Genomic DNA, 18,867 nt, shown 5'->3' with positions numbered 1-18,867 from the left:
ACCAAAAAAAACACTGCGCCGGAAAGGCTATTAATCAAATCTCGACCATCTCGAAGTCCAGCTTCGTCGCCGAACACTCAGGGCAAATCCAATCCTGGGGAACATCTTCCCACCGAGTTCCGGCAGGTATGCCCTCTTCCGGAATACCTTCGGCTTCGTCATACATGAAGCCGCATAAAATGCATTGCCAAATTTTGAATTCGCCCTCGGACAAGGCTTGTGTGGACGTGTCACTGCTCATGATTTTTCTTCCGTTTCGTTTCTACTTGTTGGCCCCTTTGCCGACCATGGGAAGCGTTTCGTAACCCTTGGGGGACAGCAACCAGGGCGTTGCTTTCATTAAAAGAACAACCGTTACCGGCCGCACACGGCCATCGTTGCCGTGCTTTTCATATGACTGATTTCAGCTCTCTCAGGGACAGCCCTTCATTGGCCGCTTTCGACAGCAGCGGACTAGGAGTCCAACGCCTGCCGTATTGCTCATGCCATTGCTGCACTTGCAGATGGATTTCCTTGGCCCCGATCGTGTCAGCCCAGTACAGCAGCCCTCCTCGATGGCGAGGAAATCCAAAGCCGTACAACCACATGACATCAATGTCACTGGCTCGATATGCCTTGCCTTCATCCAGGATCTTGCAGGCCTCGTTGATCGAGGCGAATAACAGACGTTTGAGGATTTCACTGTCGGTAAAGGTACGCTGAGGCGTGCCAAGCTCATGGGCGACGGTCGCGATGATCCGCATCACTTCTTCATCGTGACGAGGTGTGCGGCCACCTTCTTCATAGCGATACCATCCGACCCCATTTTTCTGGCCCTTGCGGCCCAGCTCGACCATCCGATCCGGGACATGGAGCTTCCTGTATTGAGGGTCAGCTGCCGCGCGACGCTTGCGCGTGTCATAGCTGACATCCAGACCGGACAGATCGCTCACAGCGAACGGCCCCATCGGATAGCCAAATTCAACCATGACCCTGTCGATCTGCTCAGGGCGTGCTCCCTCCTCAAGCAGTAGCATCATTTCCGTGACCAGCGGCGCGCGACTGCGATTTGCCGCGAAGCCATCGCACGTCCCGGAGACCGCACAGACTTTTTTAAGATCGCGGCCCATCTTCATGGCCCGCACAACTGTCTCGATCGAGGTTTGATCACCCTTCACGATTTCGCACAGTTTCATCGCGTTCGCGGGAGCGAAGAAATGAGCGCCGGCGACGTACTGCGGTCGGCCTGTCATGTTGGCCATGACGTTGATATCAATCGCGGAAGAGTTCGTCAGCAACAGCGCGCCAGGCTTCATCACGGCATCGAGTTTGGTGAATACGTCCTTCTTCAAATCTATCCGTTCAAACACCGCTTCAACCACGACATCGCAGTCGCCGATTTCTTCGTAGTGGGAGACAGGCTGGACAAACTGAAGGCACGCATCCATCTCTTCCACGGTCATGCGTCCGCGCTTGACCTTTACGGCGTAGATGTCACGTATGCGCTGCAGGCCCCTGTCCAGTGCTTCGGCACTCGCTTCCAGGAGCTTCACCACAATGCCTGCGTCAGCGAAGCAAATGGCAATACCCGCGCCCATTGTTCCCGCGCCGATCACCGCAGCGGACGTCACACCAGCAGGCTTGAAACCCGGGGGCGCATCCGGAACCTTGGCAGCCTCACGCTCAGCAAAAAATGCATAGCGAAGTGCCTTGGCAACATCAGACCCCTCCAGCTCAGAAAACAAGCGGCTCTCAACCTCTAGAGCCTCATCAAACGACAGGCTGAAAGCTGCTTCGATACAGTCGATCGCGTACTGTGGCGCTTTGTTGTGAGGAGACTTTTTGGCTGCTTCGCGGCGTGCCGCTTGCAGCACATCCATGGTTGTCGCATCCATCGGTTCGAGCACCAAATCGCGTACGCGCTGCGGTTGAGCCTGCGCCACGGCCTTTGCATAGCTTACGGCGGCATCACGAAGCTCTTGGCTTTGTGTTCCTGGAACAATCTGGGAGATAAGCCCGATCTTCAATGCTTCGACGGCATGGACATGGCGGCTTGAGACGAGCAAATCGGTGGCTACGGCAGCCCCGACCAGCCTCGGCAAGCGCTGCGTACCGCCGCCTCCCGGTATCAACCCGAGAGCGACCTCGGGCAATCCGAGCTTGGCTGCGGGCAATGCAATCCGGTAATGGCAAGCGAGGGCGTGCTCGAGACCGCCTCCCAGCGCATATCCATGAATAGCCGCGACAGTCGGCTTGGCGCCGGCGTCAAGTGCCGCGGCGCTCATGCGGGTAGTGATTGTTCTCGCCTTGCCAAACTGTCGAATATCAGCACCCGCGATGAAATTCTGACCGCCCCCCATCAACACGATCGCCGCGACAGCCGGGTCGGCGTTCGCATGGGCAACGGCGTCAATGATGCTCCCTCTCATCTCGGGAGTCAGGGCGTTGACGGGCGGATTGTTGACTGTGATTACGGCCACAACGCCTTCGACTTCGTAACTGACCATCAGGCTTTCGCTCATCTCATCTTCCTGTCAAAAAAAAATAAGGCCTGCCCCTACCCCGCGACCGCTCGCATCCAATGAGCATCCTGGTTTGGCCCGGAAATTTGAGTGCAGCGCCATCCTGCGCTCCAAACAACGTTGAATCGATGGTAGCATGAGTTTTGATAATCAGCACAGATTTCACTGACCGGAACTTTGCGTCATACTACTTTTGTCTTTTACGGTGGGCCGCCCCCCCCTGAACGAAGGTACCGGAAAGCACATTCGAGCTTCATCTTCATGCACTGAGGAAACCCTAGAGATGACAATAAAAGGCAGGGCATACATCGTCGGAGCGTATGAGCACCCCCTACGCAAGGCCCCCCATCATTCGGTGGCGCAGCTACATGCGGAGGCGGCGAAAGGAGCAATTGAAGACGCGGGATTAAGCAAAGATGACATCGACGGATATTTCTGCGCGGGCGATGCACCCGGCGGGAATGTATGGTCGATGGCCAACTACCTGAATCTGGACAAGCTGAGGCATGTCGATTCGACCGATATGGGAGGATGCTCTTATCTCGCCCATATCGCCCACGCTGCAGAATCAATAGCAGCGGGCAGATGCAACGTGGCGCTGATTACACTGGCCGGTCGCCCCAACTCTGAAGGCATCTCTGGGATACAGGCGCGCGTACGAGGCGTCAATCTACCGGACGCGCCATTCGAGATGCCCTATAACCCAGTCACGTTGAACCTCTATGCCATGTGTGCGATGCGCCACATGCATGAGTACGGCACAACCAGCGAGCAACTGGCCTGGGTCAAGGTCGCTGCCTCTCATCATGCGCAACACAACCCTCTGGCGATGTTGCGCAAAGTGGTCTCGGTCGAAGATGTATTGGCATCGCCGATGATTTCTGACCCCCTGCGGCGTCTCGACTCCTGCGTCGTGAGCGACGGCGGCGGCGCAGTTATCGTTGCCCGCCCGGAGATTGCCAAGGCCCTCAACAGACCACGGGTACGGATACTTGGCTGCGGTGAATCCACTAAACACCAGATGGGTGGACGCCTCGACTTGAGCTATACCGGCGCCGCGTGGACCGGCCCTCGAGCTTTCGAAGAGGCAGGTGTGACGCCGGCCGACATCCAGTACGCCTCCATCTATGACAGCTTCACCATCACCGTCATCCTGCAACTTGAAGACCTGGGATTCTGCAAAAAAGGCGAAGGCGGAAAATTCGTGTCGGACGGCAACCTTATTTCGGGCATCGGCAAGTTGCCGTTCAACACCGATGGCGGCGGCCTGTGCAACAACCATCCCGCCAATCGCGGCGGGATCACAAAAATAATCGAAGCCGTACGACAGCTTCGAGGCGAGGCTCATCCAAAGGTGCAAGTTCCCAACTGTTCGCTAGCCCTCGCCACCGGCATCGGCGGCGCGATAGGTCATCGGCACGGTGCAGCCACCGTCATCATGGAAAGGGAGTAAAAACATGTCGACCCCCTACACAGAACGCCCCATCAGCGACCCCATCCTGAACCCCGGTGATGAACCCTATTTCGACGCGGCGACCGAGGGGCGTCTGCTCTTGAAGAGCTGCAATGCCTGCCATCAACCGCATCATTATCCTCGTGCGTTGTGCCCGTTTTGCTGGAGCACCGATGTCGAATGGATCACCGCAAGCGGGACTGGGGCGATCTACACCTTCAGCATCACACGACGTGGCGCATCAGCACCGTACTGCATTGCCTATGTGCGCCTCGACGAGGGACTGATGATGCTTACGAACATTGTCGATGTTGATCTGGACAGTGTTCGCATCGGGCAGCGGGTCAGGGTCGCGTTTAAAGAATCAGAAAGCGGCATGTCCGTTCCCATGTTCACCATTGACCATTCGGAGGCTTGAATGAGCAGCCGCGCCGTACTCTACAGCGCCGTAGGTGATGTCATCACGCGCTATATGATTGACGTAGACAGCGCAACGCTCCACAGGATGGAAAGCGTCACTGTGGCCTCAAAGGTGCAATACGCATGGCCTCATCCATCCGGCGGCTTCCTGTATGTCTCAACAAGCGACGGTGGCCCGAGGGTGGAGTCCCATCACAATCAAGTCAGCGCTTACTCGTTGGGACCTGACGGGCAACTCAACACTCACGGCTTACCTGCGCGACTTCCCTACCGAGCGGTACATTTGTGTATCGACCCCCTGGGACGATTTATCGTCAATGCCCACAATTTCAAGCGCGGCTCATTGACTGTGCACCGCATCAACGCAGACTGCACAATTGGCAGCTGCCAGGCTCAGGATCCGAACACCGACTTTGGGGTCTATCCGCACCAGGTCATGTTTTATCCATCCGCCAAACACGTCCTGGTAGTTGACCGCGGCAATAACGCAACGACAGACAAGCTGGAAGATCCCGGGGCACTCCGTTCATTTCGGCTAACTGAAGAACATCTCCAAATGAGCGATGTGGTTGCGCCGAATCATGGCCATGACTTCGGCCCGCGGCATGTCGACTTTCATCCGACGCATCCATGGCTTTACGCAGCCGACGAGCGAACCAACCGTCTCTACATGTTCCGACATGACGGTGACCGGATCGAGGCCGAGCCAGCCTTCACGCGGGGAACGCTGCGAACCCCTGAGCACGTGCACCCACGACAACTCGCCGGTGCAATCCATGTCCATCCAAGCGGGAAGTTTGTTTACCTGGTAAATCGCGCAGATGCGACGCACTCCCACCAGGGGCGCCCAGTGTTCTCCGGAGGTGAAAACAACATAGCCGTCTACGCTATCAACCCTGAAACAGGCGAGCCCACACTTGTTCAGCATGTGGACACTCGTTCCTTTCACGTCCGAACATTTGCCTGTGATCCCAGTGGCCGCTTGCTCGTCACGGCGAGTATCAAGGCCTTGGCCGCATACGATGATGAAAAAGGGCTGACCGTAACGCCCGCGACACTGTCGATATTCCGGATAGGTGATGACGGGCATCTCAAGTACGCTCGAAGCGTTGATGTCGAGACGCCAGGAAATCAACTTCAGTACTGGATGGGTATTGTCGGGCTACGTTGATTGAGCGGTAATGCGCCGATGGTCCCCCACTGCCAGCAGTGGGGGACTACGATTAAATACGATTGAGCAACCGGCCGCCGTCCACCGCCAATGAGATACCCGTGATGAAATTGGCTTCATCGGACGCAAGAAACAGGGCCGCGTTCGCAACATCCCAAGCGGTTCCCTGGCGGCCGAGCGGCACCTTGGCGTTGCGCTCCGCGCTGACCTGCTCACGCGTCTGGTTCCACGCTTGAATACGCGCCTCGACCGCCATCGGCGTCGAGATCAAGCCCGGCAGGATGCAGTTCGCCCTGATCCCATAAGGGGCATTTTGAAGCGCCAACTGCTCGGTGAAAGCAATGACACCCGCTTTTGTAGCCTTGTACGTTACATAGGGATACTTACCCAATGCCGCCGCGGATGACACATTGACGATAACCCCGCCCCCTTGTTCACGCATGATTGCTACTGCGTGCTTACAAGCAAAGACGGTACCGCGAAGATTGATACGGCAAATGTTATCGAACTGATCTTCGGTGATGTCCATCAAGTCGCCGTCACCACCGGCGAGGCTGACCCCCACATTGTTGTGCAGGACGTCCAGGGACCCCCAACGTTTTTTTGCCATCTGCATGGCAAGGGCCAACTCGTGTTCCCGGGTCACATCCGCAGAAAATGCTGCAGCGGAGCCGCCCTCTTGAATGATCATCGCCGCAGTTTCCTCAGCGGACTCGATTTGCCGATCAACGGCCAGGACGTGCGCCCCTTCACGCGCAAATCGAATGGCCGCCGCTCGACCGTTACCCATGCCTTCGCCCGGGCTTTGTCCAGCACCAATAACAACAGCAACTTTCCCGGCAAGCCGCCCTGCCGGTGTGTGCCCCTGCGTTTGATCCAGTGACCTTGCCATTTCCGCCCTCTCTTATTTTCATGTAAGCGATTGAACTAACTGATAATTTCAAATAGTAGACTGGCACCAACGTCGTTTTCCTGAACAGGTGTCGACCCTCGACCTGCCATAGAGACGGTCAGGTAGGTAACGCCTGCGCCCGGACGGATGTCAAAATCGATACTATCACATGTTCTTATTATCGATACCTGTTCCAATCATCAGAACCACGAAAATCCAGACTGACTCTTTATCCAACGACATGATGCCTGTACAAATCGTGGTCATGCCGTTTTCGCGGTGCTATTATTAGTTCTATCTAGCAGCATCTGTTTCATTGATCGAAACCATAAATTTCCCACAAAAATAATAGGAGGGAAAAATGACATCGAACGCCACCATACTGATCGGCGGGGACTGCGGCCCCACGCATGGAGCGAAAGACGGCTTCCCGGTGGAGGGGTACACAGAACTCGTCCTGCCGACTCTTGCCTCGGCCGATATGCGTTTCATCAACTGCATGCGCACCTACTCGGATCGCACCGTGCGCGCAGACCATGCCCCTCAAGTCGGTCAGCCCGTTGAAATGGCTGCTATTTTCACCAATGGCAGGTTCGACGCGGTGACTCTGGCAAACAATCACAGCTACGACAGCGGCCCGGATGCCCTCGTGGATACCCGGGACTTTTTTGTCTCGCGCGGCATCCAGGTGACAGGCGCAGGTCGGGATCTGGAAGAAGCACGACGTCCAGCCATCATTGAACACGACGGCATCAAGGTCGGTTACTTGGGCTATACCTCGCTCGGTCCTGCCGGCAGCGAGGCAGGACTGCAAAAACCTGGCGTGACCAGTATCAAGGTCGATACCTCCTATGAAACACGAGGTCCCCACCAGCCCGTTCGCATTCGCACGGAACCTGACTCCAGCGACCTGGCGAACCTGGTCGAGGACATCAAGAAGCTGAAAGGTGAGGTAGACGTCGTTATCCTGGCTTTTCACTCCGGCGTCATCCGGCTGCCGCGCGTGATCTCCGATTACCAGGTGACCGTAGCCCATGCTGCCATTGATGCAGGTGCAGATATGGTGGTGTGCCACGCACCGCATATTCCCAAAGCGATCGAGATGTATAAGGGCAAAGCCGTCTTCTACAGTCTCGGCGTGTTCGCAATGACCAAGTCGTTTCCCGCGCCTTCATGGAGCGAGCCCGCCTGGTCTCACGGTGCGGTTCGCAATCACGCGGACCTCGATCCCGAATATCCTTTTATGCCCTACGGCAAGGCCTGTACGTTGAGCTTGCTCGCCAAAGCAGTGGCGACCAAAGACGGCATACAAAAGGTTTCGTTCCTTCCGATGGTCATGGACGCACGGTATCGGCCTGAAGTGCTGAATCACGACGATCCTCGATTCCAGGAAGTGCTTTCCTACCTGGAGTGGGCCTCCGAAGACATGCCACATCGATTCAGCGTCGAAGGCAATGAAATCATCGTGTCGGAGTAAATCATGGACTTGAAGATCAACGGAAAAGTGGCAGTCATCACCGCCGCCAGCGCAGGTTTAGGCAAAAACATTGCTCACGCGCTGGCAGCCGAGGGCGTTCATGTGGTGCTGTTTGCACGTTCGGCGGACAAACTGACCGCCCTCGCCCAGGAAATAACGGCAAAGCACGGCGTGCGTGCAGTCGCGGTTCCCGGCGACATGCGCGTCGCCGCTGATGTAAAGCGCCTCGCCGACACGGTGAACGCTACATTCAACGGCACCGACATCCTCGTCCTGAACACGGGACGAGCCCCCAATCCGCTGCGGGCGACGCTCGACGAAACTGAAGAGGAACGGTGGCAAGAGGCCTATCAAAATCAACTCTGGGGGACCATCCAGGTCGCCAAGGAAATGGTTCCTCAGATGCTCAAGAAACAATGGGGTCGCGTCATCGCCATTACCTCGGCATCGGTGAAGCAGCCCATGCCGCACCATAGCCTTTCAACCGTTTTTCGCGCCGGCGTCACCGCGTACATGAAACATCTCGCGAACGAGGTGGGCTCTTGCGGCATCACTGTCAATTGTGTAGCGCCGGCATTGATCGACACATCGCACCGCACCGGCACCGCCGCGTACACCCCGGAGCAGGCAGAGGCACGCCGCAAACTCACACCGCTCGGCCGCATGGGGGAGCAAGACGAGGTCTGTGGCGTGGTCGCGTTTCTCGCATCCACACAGGCGGGTTTCATCACTGGATCGAGCATCAGCGTTGATGGCGGCATGATCGGTTCATTGCTTTAGCGTTCAGGCAATACGCTTTCATCGCACCCCAGGACAATAAAAGTATCTGCACCATTCCCCCGATACGCCGCATGCGTCGGTTGAATGGTCACAAGAGAGGCGACAGGCAATGAAAATCGGATACATCGGACTCGGTGCCCTCGGCAGTCAACTCGCTCGTCGATTCCTGTCTCACTCGTTATGCGTGTGGGATATCAACACGGCCGCCGTCGACACGTTCAAGAAACTGGGCGCCGACGTCGCGCCCACGGCGGCCGACCTGGCTCGCCGGTGTGACGTCATCTTCCTGTGCCTGCCACGCAGCTCGGACGTCAGGTCTGCGCTGTTCGGTCCAAACGGCCTCGCGGCCGGATTGGTGCCGGGGACACTGATCATTGATCAGACAAGTGGCATTCCGGGTGAGACCAGACGTATGGCCGAAGAACTGGCCGAACGCGGTATCGACATGATGGATGCTGCGGTGTCTGCAAGTCCGCTGGTCGTTGCCGAAGGCAAAGCCACGCTGATGGTTGCGGGCTCGGATACGGTTTACGAGCGCGCCCTCCCCGTTTTACAAGTTATTACCCAAACGATTTATCGTTGTGGCGACAGGGTCGGCGACGGCCAAGCCATGAAAATGGTCAACAACGCCATGAATGCTGGCTGCCGACTAGGGACCCTTGAGGTCGTGGCCATGGGCAAAAAAGCCGGCCTTTCACTGCCCCTGATGGCGGACGTGTTGAACCGCAACAAAGCGCGAAATCAAACCACAGACAGGATGCTGCCCGCGCTCGCCCAGGGAAAACCCTCCACCAATTTCGCCCTCGCTTTGATGCTCAAAGACGTCGATCAAGCCGTCGCGCTGGGAATGTCCAGGGATGTCCCGATGCCGCTAACCGCTCTGGTCAGGGCATTGTTGCAAATCGGAACCAACACCTTGGGGCCAAACGCGCAGCTCGAAGACATGGTCGGGCTCATCGAAAGCATGGCGGCGACAAAATTGTACGACGGCGATGCCGTGACGCCGAACACGGATGGTGCCCCTCAAGCGTGCCCTGAAGATCACGCCATCGAGCTGGTCACAGGTGCGATCGCATCGCTATGCAGCGCGATTACTTATGAATGCACGGCGGCAGGCCTGCGATATGGGCTGGCATTGGAAGACATGGCACTGGTCCTGGAAAAGACATCGGGATGGAGTGAATCCTCTCGCTCTATTTATACCCAATTGTTATCCAGTCACGCCCTGGATAACACGGCACTCTCGAGCGAAAAAACCATCCTCAAAGCGGCCTGTTTGCGCGGCAACGATCTTGGCGCTCCCATGTTGATCGCCAATGCTGCACGAAGCCTCTTCGAGCAAGCGGATCATCAGATCAGCGAACCCGTCCCGATAAAAGACTTGAGCACGTTCTACAGCTCTATTTCCGCGGTTCAGTTCAAGCCCTCCTCCAACTGCAATTGATTGGCGGCTCACGAATAGTGAGCGTGGAATCGATCGAGGTCTATATGAAAACCAAAATCTGTCCTGATGCGGCGGTAAGCCAGTGGCACCTTCTGCAGGAAACAAGCCCACGCTCGGCTACCTGCCTGGCCCGGCAAACCTCGCCAACCTATTAACAAATAGTGAACGCGTATTGCTTTTAAACCCCAGCAACACGCGTCTTTCTAACATAACCTCCGTTAGCGGATTGCGTCATCGCAGAAACGCTTTTCACAAACGTTACGCTCGCTGACTACCACGATTCATCCGGCGAAAACGCAACATTGATCCACGCCTCGAACATCTCTAAGGCCTGATGGCGAAGCAACACTGTTTCATCCTGCAGTCTTGATGCATCAGCTTTGCATCAACTAATAAAAACCATCCTGTCACAGGAGAAGACGCATGACGAAGACGAAAACGACCAGTTCTCGGCGATCGCTAGCCGCTGGCGCTATCGGGAACTTCGGTGAGATCTACGATTTCGCTGTATTCGGGTTCTCAATACCCATTTTATCCGTCCATTTTTTTCCCGGCTCAGATCGAACTGCCGCGCTTCTGAGCACGTTCGCAGTCTATGCAGTGGCCTTCGTAGCCCGCCCCCTGGGTGGCTTGATGTTTGGCTATCTGGCGGACCGCCTTGGCCGTATCAGGGTCATGGCGATGACCGTTTGGCTCATGGCACTAGGCACCGCGATCATCGGGCTGCTTCCGACCTATGCAACCATCGGGATCGCCGCACCGTTACTGCTGTTGCTCTGTCGAATCGCACAAGGCTTGGCACTGGGTGGCGAAACGACCGGCTCGACCAGCTACATCGTCGAGTCGGCACCGGAGAATCGCAGAGGATACTGGCTTGGCTTCACGCTGATTTTCTCTCACCTGCCCAACGCCGTCGTGGCCGGTTTGGTCGTCGCACTCCAGCTTGGAGCGGGGGATCAAGCGTATTCAGACTGGGCGTGGCGCGTCCCTTTCCTTCTTGGAGGCATTATCGGAGTGGTCGGGTTCTGGCTGCGCCGCAACATCGATGAGCCTGAAGAGTACAAGCAAGCCCGCCAGGCCAGTAAAGCCAGCAAAATCAAGAAGAATCCGCTGATAGCGGCCATTCGCTGCGGTGGATTGAGGGGTATGTTGCACGTGTTCATGGTCCAACCGGTTTTTTCGGTAGGGGCTTACCTATTGCTCGGCTTTATGTACACCTTTCTAATTGAGGTCGGAAAGCTGGATTCCACCTCGGCTTTGATCTCAAACGCCATCGCCGTCATCGTACTTTCAGCCCTACTTCCGTTAGGAGGTTTATTGAGTGATCGGTTTGGCCGCAAGCGAGTACTGACATTTGGTGCGGCATGGATAGCGCTCTCGGCATATCCGGCCATGTACTTGGCTGCCTCGGGTTCTTTCGCTAGCGCCGTGGCCGGGCAAACACTCCTCGCTGCCGGATTGGGGATTTATGGGGCAGCCAGCTTTGTGGCCGCAGCGGAATTTTTCCCGACATCGTTCCGTGCAACCGGACACGCCATTTCCTATCAGACAAGTGTCGCGATGTTCGGCGGAACGTGCCCATTGATCGCTGCGTACCTGTCCCAGGCGTTTGGCTCCCCGCTGGCGCCGGCCTTTTACGTCACGTTGATTGCCGTGCTCTGTCTGATCACAACTCAGTTTGTTCCTGAGACTCGTGGAATAAACCTGCGCACCTCAGTGGGCAACAAGGCAAGCAACAAGGCGAGTGAACTACCGCAGCCCCAGAAGACAATGCGGCAAGAGCTCTCTACATAACCCTTTTTGCAATCAACTGATCGGTGAGCGGCTCAAGATGTGTGCGGACTGAAAACAGTCCGCTTCATCGGCGGAGCCGCCGAACATATCGCACCCGAGCAGAATCGGGTGTAAAGGCGACTACCGCGTGAAATTGGCCGTTTGCCCGTCCTCCCTGTTTATGGGCTTCACAATGAAAATAAAAAACAAGCTTGTGCTGACGTTCGTATTGGTCGCCTTTATACCCGTGAGCCTGGTCGCAGTGGTTTCCGTGACCAACACGCGAACGCTAGCGGCTGATCAGTTTATGGATGGCAGTACGCGGGAAATACGCCAGATCGATGGCAACATTCGCCAGTTTTTCGAGGCAAGCCTGCAAAATGTCGATCAAATGGCAACCGATCCAGTTTATGTATCGGTTGGCGCGCTGAAGAACTATCAGACCGGTGATGCCGCCAGCCGGCCATTGCCTCCTGCGGCCCAGCAACTGATCGAAAGGTTTGCTCATTACGGTGCAGCCCACCCGTCCGCGGCGATTCTCTCCATCGGCCTGGAGGACGGCTCCTATGCCAAATGGCCAGATGATCCTCAGTTGGCCAACTACGATCCACGTTCACGCCCCTGGTATAAAGCGGCGATGGCGAGCCCTGGCAAAACCGTACGAACACCCGCTTTTTACCCGGCTTATGATTACGGTAAGGAAGATGCAGCACTGGTGGGGACAGCCAGGGCAATGATCACGAGCGATGGCATCGTCAAAGGTGTGTTAGCCGTGAACGTGTCTTTGAAAAACCTCACCGAGCTGGTCAAAAGCATCAAGCTTGGCGAAAGCGGCTACGTGATGTTGATCGAGGACGGCGTCGTACTGGTAGACCCCCGCGACACAACGCATAGCTTCAAGCCGCTCAAGGACCTGGGCGAGGCCTATGCAAAGTTGGCCGCCACCCCGCAGGGATCAACCGAGGTTGAACTCAATGGGATCCCTTACATGGCCAACGTCTGGACGTCGCCTGATCTTGGCTGGCGCTATATCGGCTTGATCGAGCGCAGTGAAGTCATGAGCGCGGCCACTCGCATGACCTACCTCACCGCCCTCATCGTGGGAGGATTGACAGTCATTTTTGCCCTGGTCGCCGTGGCATTTTCCAAGTCCATCGTCAAACCCATCAGCCAGGTCAGCACCGGACTGCAATCGATCGCACAGGGCGAGGGAGATCTGCGTCGCGAACTAGAGTTTCAGGGTAACGACGAAACCGCTGAGCTGGCAGGCTGGTTCAATAAGTTTCTCACCGCCATACGTCAGTTGATCCAACACATCGGCGCCGCATCGAGCAATCTGCAAAATGCCTCGAGGGTTAACAGCGAGGTTGCCAACAACATGAACGAGGCCGCCGGGAGACAGCGCGAAGCGGTGGAATTGGTGTCGACCGCGTTCAACGAGATGGTCGCAACCGCCAATGAGGTGGCCCGCTCATGCAGCGGCGCAGCAGAGTCCGCCGAGAACGGACATCGCCGTGTGGCGGAGGGCAAGCAGCAGATCGAGATCACCACGGACAACGTGAATCGCCTGGGACGCCGTCTGACCGAGTCGTCGCAGTCCATGACAGAGCTCGAAGCCGGCAGCCGCAGCATCAACCAGATCCTTGGCACCATTCGCGCCATTGCCGAGCAAACCAATCTGCTGGCCCTGAATGCAGCCATCGAAGCCGCCAGGGCGGGTGATCAAGGTCGAGGATTTGCAGTGGTGGCAGATGAAGTCAGAGCACTGGCCAAACGCACATCCGATTCGACCGGCGAAATCGAGCAACTGCTCGGCGCCCTAGGCAGCAAGACCCAGGAGGTGATGGGCAAAATGGGAAGTTGCCTTGAGCTTTCGCGAGCCAGTGTGTCGTCCATCGAAAGCACCCGGGACAGCTTTGAAGGCATCCAATTGTCGGTCAATGAAATAAGGGATCAAAACCTGCAGATATCCGCCGCCGCTGAAGAGCAGCATAGCGTGGCCGAAGAGATCAATCGGCATATCCAGCAGATTTATGACGAGGCTCGGCTGGTGGAGAGCTTGGCCAACTCTGCACAGGATGACTCCGGCAAGTTGTCGAGTCTGTCAGATGAGCTGAACGGTCTGGTGGGACGCTTCAAATCGTGAACCGTCGTCGTTCGCCTGGAAGTCCCAACTGGTCCATTCGCATGGAAGTGACCAGCGGAGCGTTTCGTTCTCGCGATGAGCCGCTGTCAAGACATCCAGGCTTGAGGTCAGGCGCACATCATCAGTCGGATGTAGGGGCGGGCAAGGCCACCTCTCCACCGAATTGTCGCGATATGACTTCGGCACCTTTGACTGCCAACTCGATAAACTCCTTTTCATTCATGTTCATTCGGACAGTCGGTGCCCCCACCGACAAGCAATAGTGCACTTCTTGATTGACGTCCTTGATGGGTACCGAGATCGCCGAGATGCCTAACAGCCGTTCGCCATGGGAAACGGCATAACCCTGCTCCCGGATCATGGCGAACTCTTCAAGCACCGCGCCATTGGTGCGCTTCGTCGCTTTGGCAACATTTTTGACTAACGGGGTGAGCTGGGCTTTGGGCATATAGGCCATCAAGACCTTTGAAGCAGACCCTACCAACAAGGGAATCTGTTCACCCGCCTGGACCACCGCGCGCAACGGTGCCGAGCTGGTAGTGACCGAGTCGAGACAGACTCGATTGCGATCACTCACCGCATGGATGGAGACTGTTTCTTCAGTCTGCTCAGCGAGTTCTTGCAATACGGGTCGAGCGATCTCACGAATACCCAGGGTACTTTTTACCAGGCCAGCCAAGCGCGTGAACCGGAAGGACAAGCAATATTGCTGCTCGAGACGTACCAGGTAGCCAGCCTTTTCAAGACTCTGGACAATACGAAACGTCGTCGACTTCGGTAGCTCGATACGGTCTGCAATGTCTTGAAGCGTAAGGCTGCTGCGGTCTGAACTAAAGCTTTCGAAAACTGCCAAGATACGTTGCACAGAGCGCATCATTCTTGAAAAACCCCATCAAAATCGTTGATCGTAACGATCCTCCTCGACACGAAATGCTTCATTCGCCAACAAACGAGAATCAGTCTCAAAATAACATACTAGCATGACGCTATTTCACTCGCCAACTTCAGTTCCACCCACCGAACTCGAGAACGGAGGCACATCGAGACGGCTGGCGACCGCGCCTTGTTCAGTCGGGCACCGTTACCAGTTGCGTGCCCAGCCAACGTTTATCCGAAACCAACGTGCGAACGACGTCAGCCAAAACAACACGTGCTGCCAAACCCGCCGGCGACAACTCATCGTCCGACAAACTGGCGACTTGATTCAAGCGGGTAAAATTGAACTCGGAAATGGGTACCGTATCGAAACGGTCTTTATCATGCCTTGCAAGTGCCGCGCTAGGTTGCACCGTCATCCCCAAGCCCGCCCCCACCGCGTCCATGAGTATCGCAAGCCCGTCGATTTCCGCGATGACGTTCATCGTGCAGCCTTCTCTTTCAAAAGCATTGTTTATCAGCGCCCTGAGGCCGTGCGTACTGCCGGGCAATATAAGGGGGACGTTGGAAAGCTCACTGATTGACAGCGATTCACTCTTGCGGACCAGGGAAAAGTCAGCTGCGGAAATAGCGAAAAGACGTTCATTTACCAGCGGTTGAGTGCTGAATCTGCGCCCATGATCAGCGCCAAACAATATCGCAAGATCGATCTGTCTAGCACTCAGCATCCGCTCCAGGTTGCCCGATAACGCCTCGACAATACGAAGGGAAATATCCGGGTATCGCTCTCGCATCGCCTCCATGAACGGCAGTGCAACGACGCCTGAGGTGGATGGAGCCAATCCCACCGTGACATGCCCGGCGAACCGTCCAGTCCTGGCCGCGTGGGCCGCATCCTCTGCGTTGCGCAACACCAGTTGTGCTCGATGCCAGAATGCCAATCCGGCGCTGGTGGGCTGCACGCCGCTCTTCTTTCTTAGCAGCAACCGAACGGACAGTTCATTCTCCAGTCGACTGATTTGTTGACTGAGGGCCGAGGTGACAACATCGAGTTCAAGCGCTGCTCGCCCCATGCTTCCACACTCAACTACCCGGACAAAGTAGCGCAGTTGACGCAGTTCCATCGGACACCTCCACTATCACAACGATGCCTGGACCGGTCGGTCCAGGCACGACACGCTATTTGCCGATAAAACGCGGTTTCCTTTTTTCCTTGTAAGCTTTGATGGCCTCCTTGTAATCATCCGTGGATTGCACCACGGCCATCTGCGCAGCCACCGACTCCAAGCTCGTCCGTAAATCGGTCCGCAGCGATTGGTATAGCAGCTTCTTTATGCTGCGTTGCTGGATGGGAGGGCCATCCGCCAGGCGTGTAGCAAAATCCAGCGTTTGCTGCATGAGCTCGTCATCACTGAATACTCGGTTGACGATGCCCAATGCCAACGCCTCTTCAGCACTGACGAAATCGCCCGTCCATAATAATTCCAGGGCTTTCGCGGTACCGACTATGCGCGGCAGCAAATAGCAACCGCCATTTCCAGGGATCAGGCCAACACGAATATAAGCCTCAGCAAATCGAGCCGACTCTGATGCGAAACGCATATCGCACTGCAACGAAAGATCCATGCCCGCCCCCACCGCCGCGCCGTTTACCGCCGCAATGAGTGGCTTTTCAAAGCTCTCGATCGCTAATGCCACCTGGTGGGTGACTTTTTGCAATCTGATTTTACGCTCGAGCGGCGTTGGATCCCCCTCTGCGCTTTCGGCGGCCCGACGGCCCAGGTCGCCTCCGGAGCAGAATGCATCACCGGCACCGGTGATGACGAAACAACCGATGTCATCATTTTCATCGGCAGCCAGCAATGCAGTGCGAAGTGAATCCAGCATGCTCTCGCTCAAGGCGTTCTTTTTTTCGGGCCGGTTTAGCTTGGCTACCATGACCCGGCCAACGGTACTGACTTCTAGATCAGACATCATATTCCCTCAGTTCGATATGGACACGCCGCCCGTGCAAAACCACACTCGTTGCCCGCTGCGCTATTGCTCGGCCTGAGCCAGTGCACGGTGTCGTGCATGCTCGTCCCGAGCCTGCAACAATGCAGCTCTCAGCGAACGATTGAGCCACCGCTTGTTTTCGGCAAACGTGCGCGGGTTCTTTGCCCCCAACGCCTGCCCCAGCGCCGAAGCTTTCAAATGGAGTTCGTCTCGCAGGGCTACCTCGCGGACCAGCCCTCTCGCCAATGCTTCGGTAGCCTTCATCGCCCTGCCGCTCTGAATCAGATCAAGCGCCAAAGCGCGTCCGCCGATGACCTCTAAAATGTTCGCACCCGAGAAGGTGGCGATACCCAAATCAATTTCGGGCAACGACAGTTTCGCGGTATCGACGGCGACACAGGCATCCGCCAAGAGCGCAAGCATCGCGCCACCTCCCGTCGCGGTACCATTGAGCACTGTGACAACTGGCTTGGGGCAGTCCATCACGGCGTCCTGCAGCGCCGCCAACGCTAACGACCTTCGTTCACGCTGGCGTGCCGTATCACCGTCCGCCGGTTGTTCACGAATATCGACCCCTGCGCAGAACACGCGCTCGCCAGAGCCGGTCAGCATCACCGCGTTTATCTGCGGGTCATCAGTGGCTGCCTGCAGTGCAGCCGTCACACGCTCCATCATATCCACCGTCATGGCATTCGCCTTGGCGGCACGATTCAGAGTGATCCACAGGAGCGACTCATGTCGCTCAACCGTCAACTCGCTGGCTAGTTCATCCACGGACATCTTCCTCCACGTGCTTGTTTTTATTTTCAATCGAGACACACGACACGAGTTCTACTGGACAGCCTTTTGTCCCGACACAAACATGTCCGCGAAGAACTCTTCCTCGGGGAGGTTGCGTAACGCCACAAAATCCTGCCTTGCCGATTGCACGACGATGGGCGCTCCACAGGCATAGACCTGATGCTGGGAAAGATCCTCGTAATCTTCCATGACTGCACGGTGAACAAAGCCGACCCGACCTTCCCATAGGTCGTCGGGGTGCGCTTCTGACAGGACAGGTATGAACGTGACGTTGTGACTTTTCGTCCAAGCCTCGGCAACGGAACTCAAATACAGATCCGAGGCCCTTCGCCCGCCCCAATAGAGCGTTATTTCACGACTCGATGCTTTTTCAAGTTCGCGCTCAATCATGGCTTTGATCGGTGCGAACCCTGTGCCGCTGGCAACGAAGACCATTGGTTTGCTGCTGTCTTCACGCACAAAAAAAGTACCTAGCGGGCCTTCAAGGCGCACCAGGTCGTTTTCTTTCATGACATTGAAAACGTGTTGGCTAAACGGGCCACCGTAATTCCTGAGATGCAATTCCAACACGTTGTCGTCGGGCACGTTTGCCAGCGACAAACTGCGACGAATACCGCCTGGCATCACGACGTTGATGTATTGCCCAGGCAAAAACCTGAAAGACTCCTTGGCAGGGAGGCGTAGGCGAATTCTCATCACATCCTCGGCCAGGCGCTCAAGACGATCGACACGGGAAACAAGCCGTCGAATAGGGATGTCTTGTGTTGCTTCCACCACCTCGCAGGCGATCGTCAATGCGGTTAAAGCCTTTGCCTGGCACAGGAGCGCGTATCCCTGCTGCCGGTCCTCGTTGGAAAGTATCGCCATGCTGGACTCCGCATGATCGACCACCCCGTCGAGTACTTTGGCCCGACAGGTTCCGCAGATGCCATTTTGACAACTGTAGGGCAGTTGACACCCGCTTTTGAGGGCGGCAGCAAGTATCGTATCGTCTTGCTGCACCTCGAACGTGCGGTCGATAGGCTTCACATTGACCCGATGCGTCAATGTGGCGGACAGACTGTCATTCATAGCGATTCACCCCTTTACAGAATGTTTTGTACATTGCTCTTTCTCGCGACAAGCTTGGGGGCGGTTC

At 56.3% G+C, this 18,867-nt stretch carries 16 protein-coding genes and 1 pseudogene; 9 read left to right on the top strand and 8 right to left on the bottom strand.

What is annotated here, in order from left to right; genetic code table 11:
* Positions 1-34: 34 nt before the first annotated feature.
* Together AC1RL4_RS00740 and AC1RL4_RS00735 are read right to left on the bottom strand one after the other, a co-directional pair.
* On the bottom strand, positions 35-214 hold the full coding sequence (locus tag AC1RL4_RS00740; RefSeq protein WP_343226763.1) for a rubredoxin: 180 nt from the start codon (positions 212-214) through the stop codon (positions 35-37).
* Between the two features lie 175 nt (positions 215-389).
* Entirely contained in the window at positions 390-2,501 is a 2,112-nt protein-coding gene (locus AC1RL4_RS00735) for a 3-hydroxyacyl-CoA dehydrogenase NAD-binding domain-containing protein (RefSeq protein WP_304575823.1), read from the bottom strand.
* A gap of 283 nt (positions 2,502-2,784) precedes the next feature.
* On the opposite strand from AC1RL4_RS00735, the gene AC1RL4_RS00730 reads away from it, so the two are divergent.
* The 3 genes from AC1RL4_RS00730 to AC1RL4_RS00720 are packed head-to-tail and all read left to right on the top strand — an operon-like array spanning position 2,785 to position 5,545.
* A complete protein-coding gene (locus tag AC1RL4_RS00730) occupies positions 2,785-3,954 on the top strand; it encodes a thiolase family protein (protein ID WP_013692824.1) in 1,170 nt (389 codons plus the stop codon).
* A 4-nt stretch (positions 3,955-3,958) separates the two neighbouring features.
* On the top strand, positions 3,959-4,372 hold the full coding sequence (locus tag AC1RL4_RS00725) for a Zn-ribbon domain-containing OB-fold protein (RefSeq protein WP_304575822.1): 414 nt from the start codon (positions 3,959-3,961) through the stop codon (positions 4,370-4,372).
* Positions 4,373-5,545 carry a lactonase family protein gene (locus tag AC1RL4_RS00720; protein ID WP_304575821.1) on the top strand — a complete coding sequence of 391 codons (1,173 nt, stop codon included), beginning with the start codon at positions 4,373-4,375 and terminating at the stop codon, positions 5,543-5,545.
* A gap of 52 nt (positions 5,546-5,597) precedes the next feature.
* On the opposite strand, the gene AC1RL4_RS00715 is transcribed toward AC1RL4_RS00720, so the two are convergent.
* A complete protein-coding gene (locus AC1RL4_RS00715) occupies positions 5,598-6,437 on the bottom strand; it encodes an SDR family NAD(P)-dependent oxidoreductase (RefSeq protein ID WP_304575820.1) in 840 nt (279 codons plus the stop codon).
* 361 nt (positions 6,438-6,798) lie between these two features.
* On the opposite strand from AC1RL4_RS00715, the gene AC1RL4_RS00710 reads away from it, so the two are divergent.
* From AC1RL4_RS00710 to AC1RL4_RS00685, 6 genes and pseudogenes are all read left to right on the top strand, one after another.
* Entirely contained in the window at positions 6,799-7,914 is a 1,116-nt protein-coding gene (locus AC1RL4_RS00710; protein WP_048392918.1) for a CapA family protein, read from the top strand.
* Between the two features lie 3 nt (positions 7,915-7,917).
* Positions 7,918-8,694: an SDR family oxidoreductase gene (locus AC1RL4_RS00705; protein WP_048392916.1), complete on the top strand. Its 777-nt coding sequence runs from the start codon at positions 7,918-7,920 to the stop codon at positions 8,692-8,694.
* Positions 8,695-8,803: 109 nt separating this feature from the next.
* Entirely contained in the window at positions 8,804-10,138 is a 1,335-nt protein-coding gene (locus AC1RL4_RS00700) for an NAD(P)-dependent oxidoreductase (RefSeq protein ID WP_048392915.1), read from the top strand.
* 423 nt (positions 10,139-10,561) lie between these two features.
* The gene (locus AC1RL4_RS00695) at positions 10,562-11,932 is read left to right on the top strand and encodes an MFS transporter (RefSeq protein ID WP_095058150.1); all 1,371 of its coding nucleotides are present in this window, start codon (positions 10,562-10,564) and stop codon (positions 11,930-11,932) included.
* Positions 11,933-12,092: 160 nt separating this feature from the next.
* Positions 12,093-13,202 (top strand): annotated as a pseudogene (locus AC1RL4_RS00690) (cache domain-containing sensor histidine kinase); the annotation flags it as partial.
* Positions 13,203-13,289: 87 nt separating this feature from the next.
* Positions 13,290-14,057 carry a methyl-accepting chemotaxis protein gene (locus AC1RL4_RS00685; RefSeq protein WP_371856347.1) on the top strand — a complete coding sequence of 256 codons (768 nt, stop codon included), beginning with the start codon at positions 13,290-13,292 and terminating at the stop codon, positions 14,055-14,057.
* Positions 14,058-14,178: 121 nt separating this feature from the next.
* Here AC1RL4_RS00685 and AC1RL4_RS00680 read toward each other — a convergent pair whose 3' ends face one another.
* From AC1RL4_RS00680 to AC1RL4_RS00660, 5 genes are all read right to left on the bottom strand, one after another.
* Entirely contained in the window at positions 14,179-14,931 is a 753-nt protein-coding gene (locus AC1RL4_RS00680) for an IclR family transcriptional regulator (protein WP_013692815.1), read from the bottom strand.
* Between the two features lie 193 nt (positions 14,932-15,124).
* The gene (locus AC1RL4_RS00675) at positions 15,125-16,057 is read right to left on the bottom strand and encodes a LysR family transcriptional regulator (protein WP_013692814.1); all 933 of its coding nucleotides are present in this window, start codon (positions 16,055-16,057) and stop codon (positions 15,125-15,127) included.
* Positions 16,058-16,112: 55 nt separating this feature from the next.
* Positions 16,113-16,907 (bottom strand): enoyl-CoA hydratase/isomerase family protein, encoded by a 795-nt coding sequence (locus tag AC1RL4_RS00670; RefSeq protein ID WP_013692813.1) that lies wholly within the window; start codon positions 16,905-16,907, stop codon positions 16,113-16,115.
* Between the two features lie 63 nt (positions 16,908-16,970).
* Positions 16,971-17,708, bottom strand: coding sequence for an enoyl-CoA hydratase/isomerase family protein (locus AC1RL4_RS00665; protein ID WP_048392910.1), 738 nt, complete (start codon positions 17,706-17,708; stop codon positions 16,971-16,973).
* 51 nt (positions 17,709-17,759) lie between these two features.
* Positions 17,760-18,800, bottom strand: coding sequence for a CDP-6-deoxy-delta-3,4-glucoseen reductase (locus tag AC1RL4_RS00660; protein ID WP_095058149.1), 1,041 nt, complete (start codon positions 18,798-18,800; stop codon positions 17,760-17,762).
* Positions 18,801-18,867 lie beyond the last annotated feature (67 nt).

The sequence above is a fragment of the Pseudomonas sp. GW822-FHT07A10 genome, from assembly GCF_058798795.1.
This window is presented reverse-complemented; position numbering and strand designations above follow the sequence as displayed.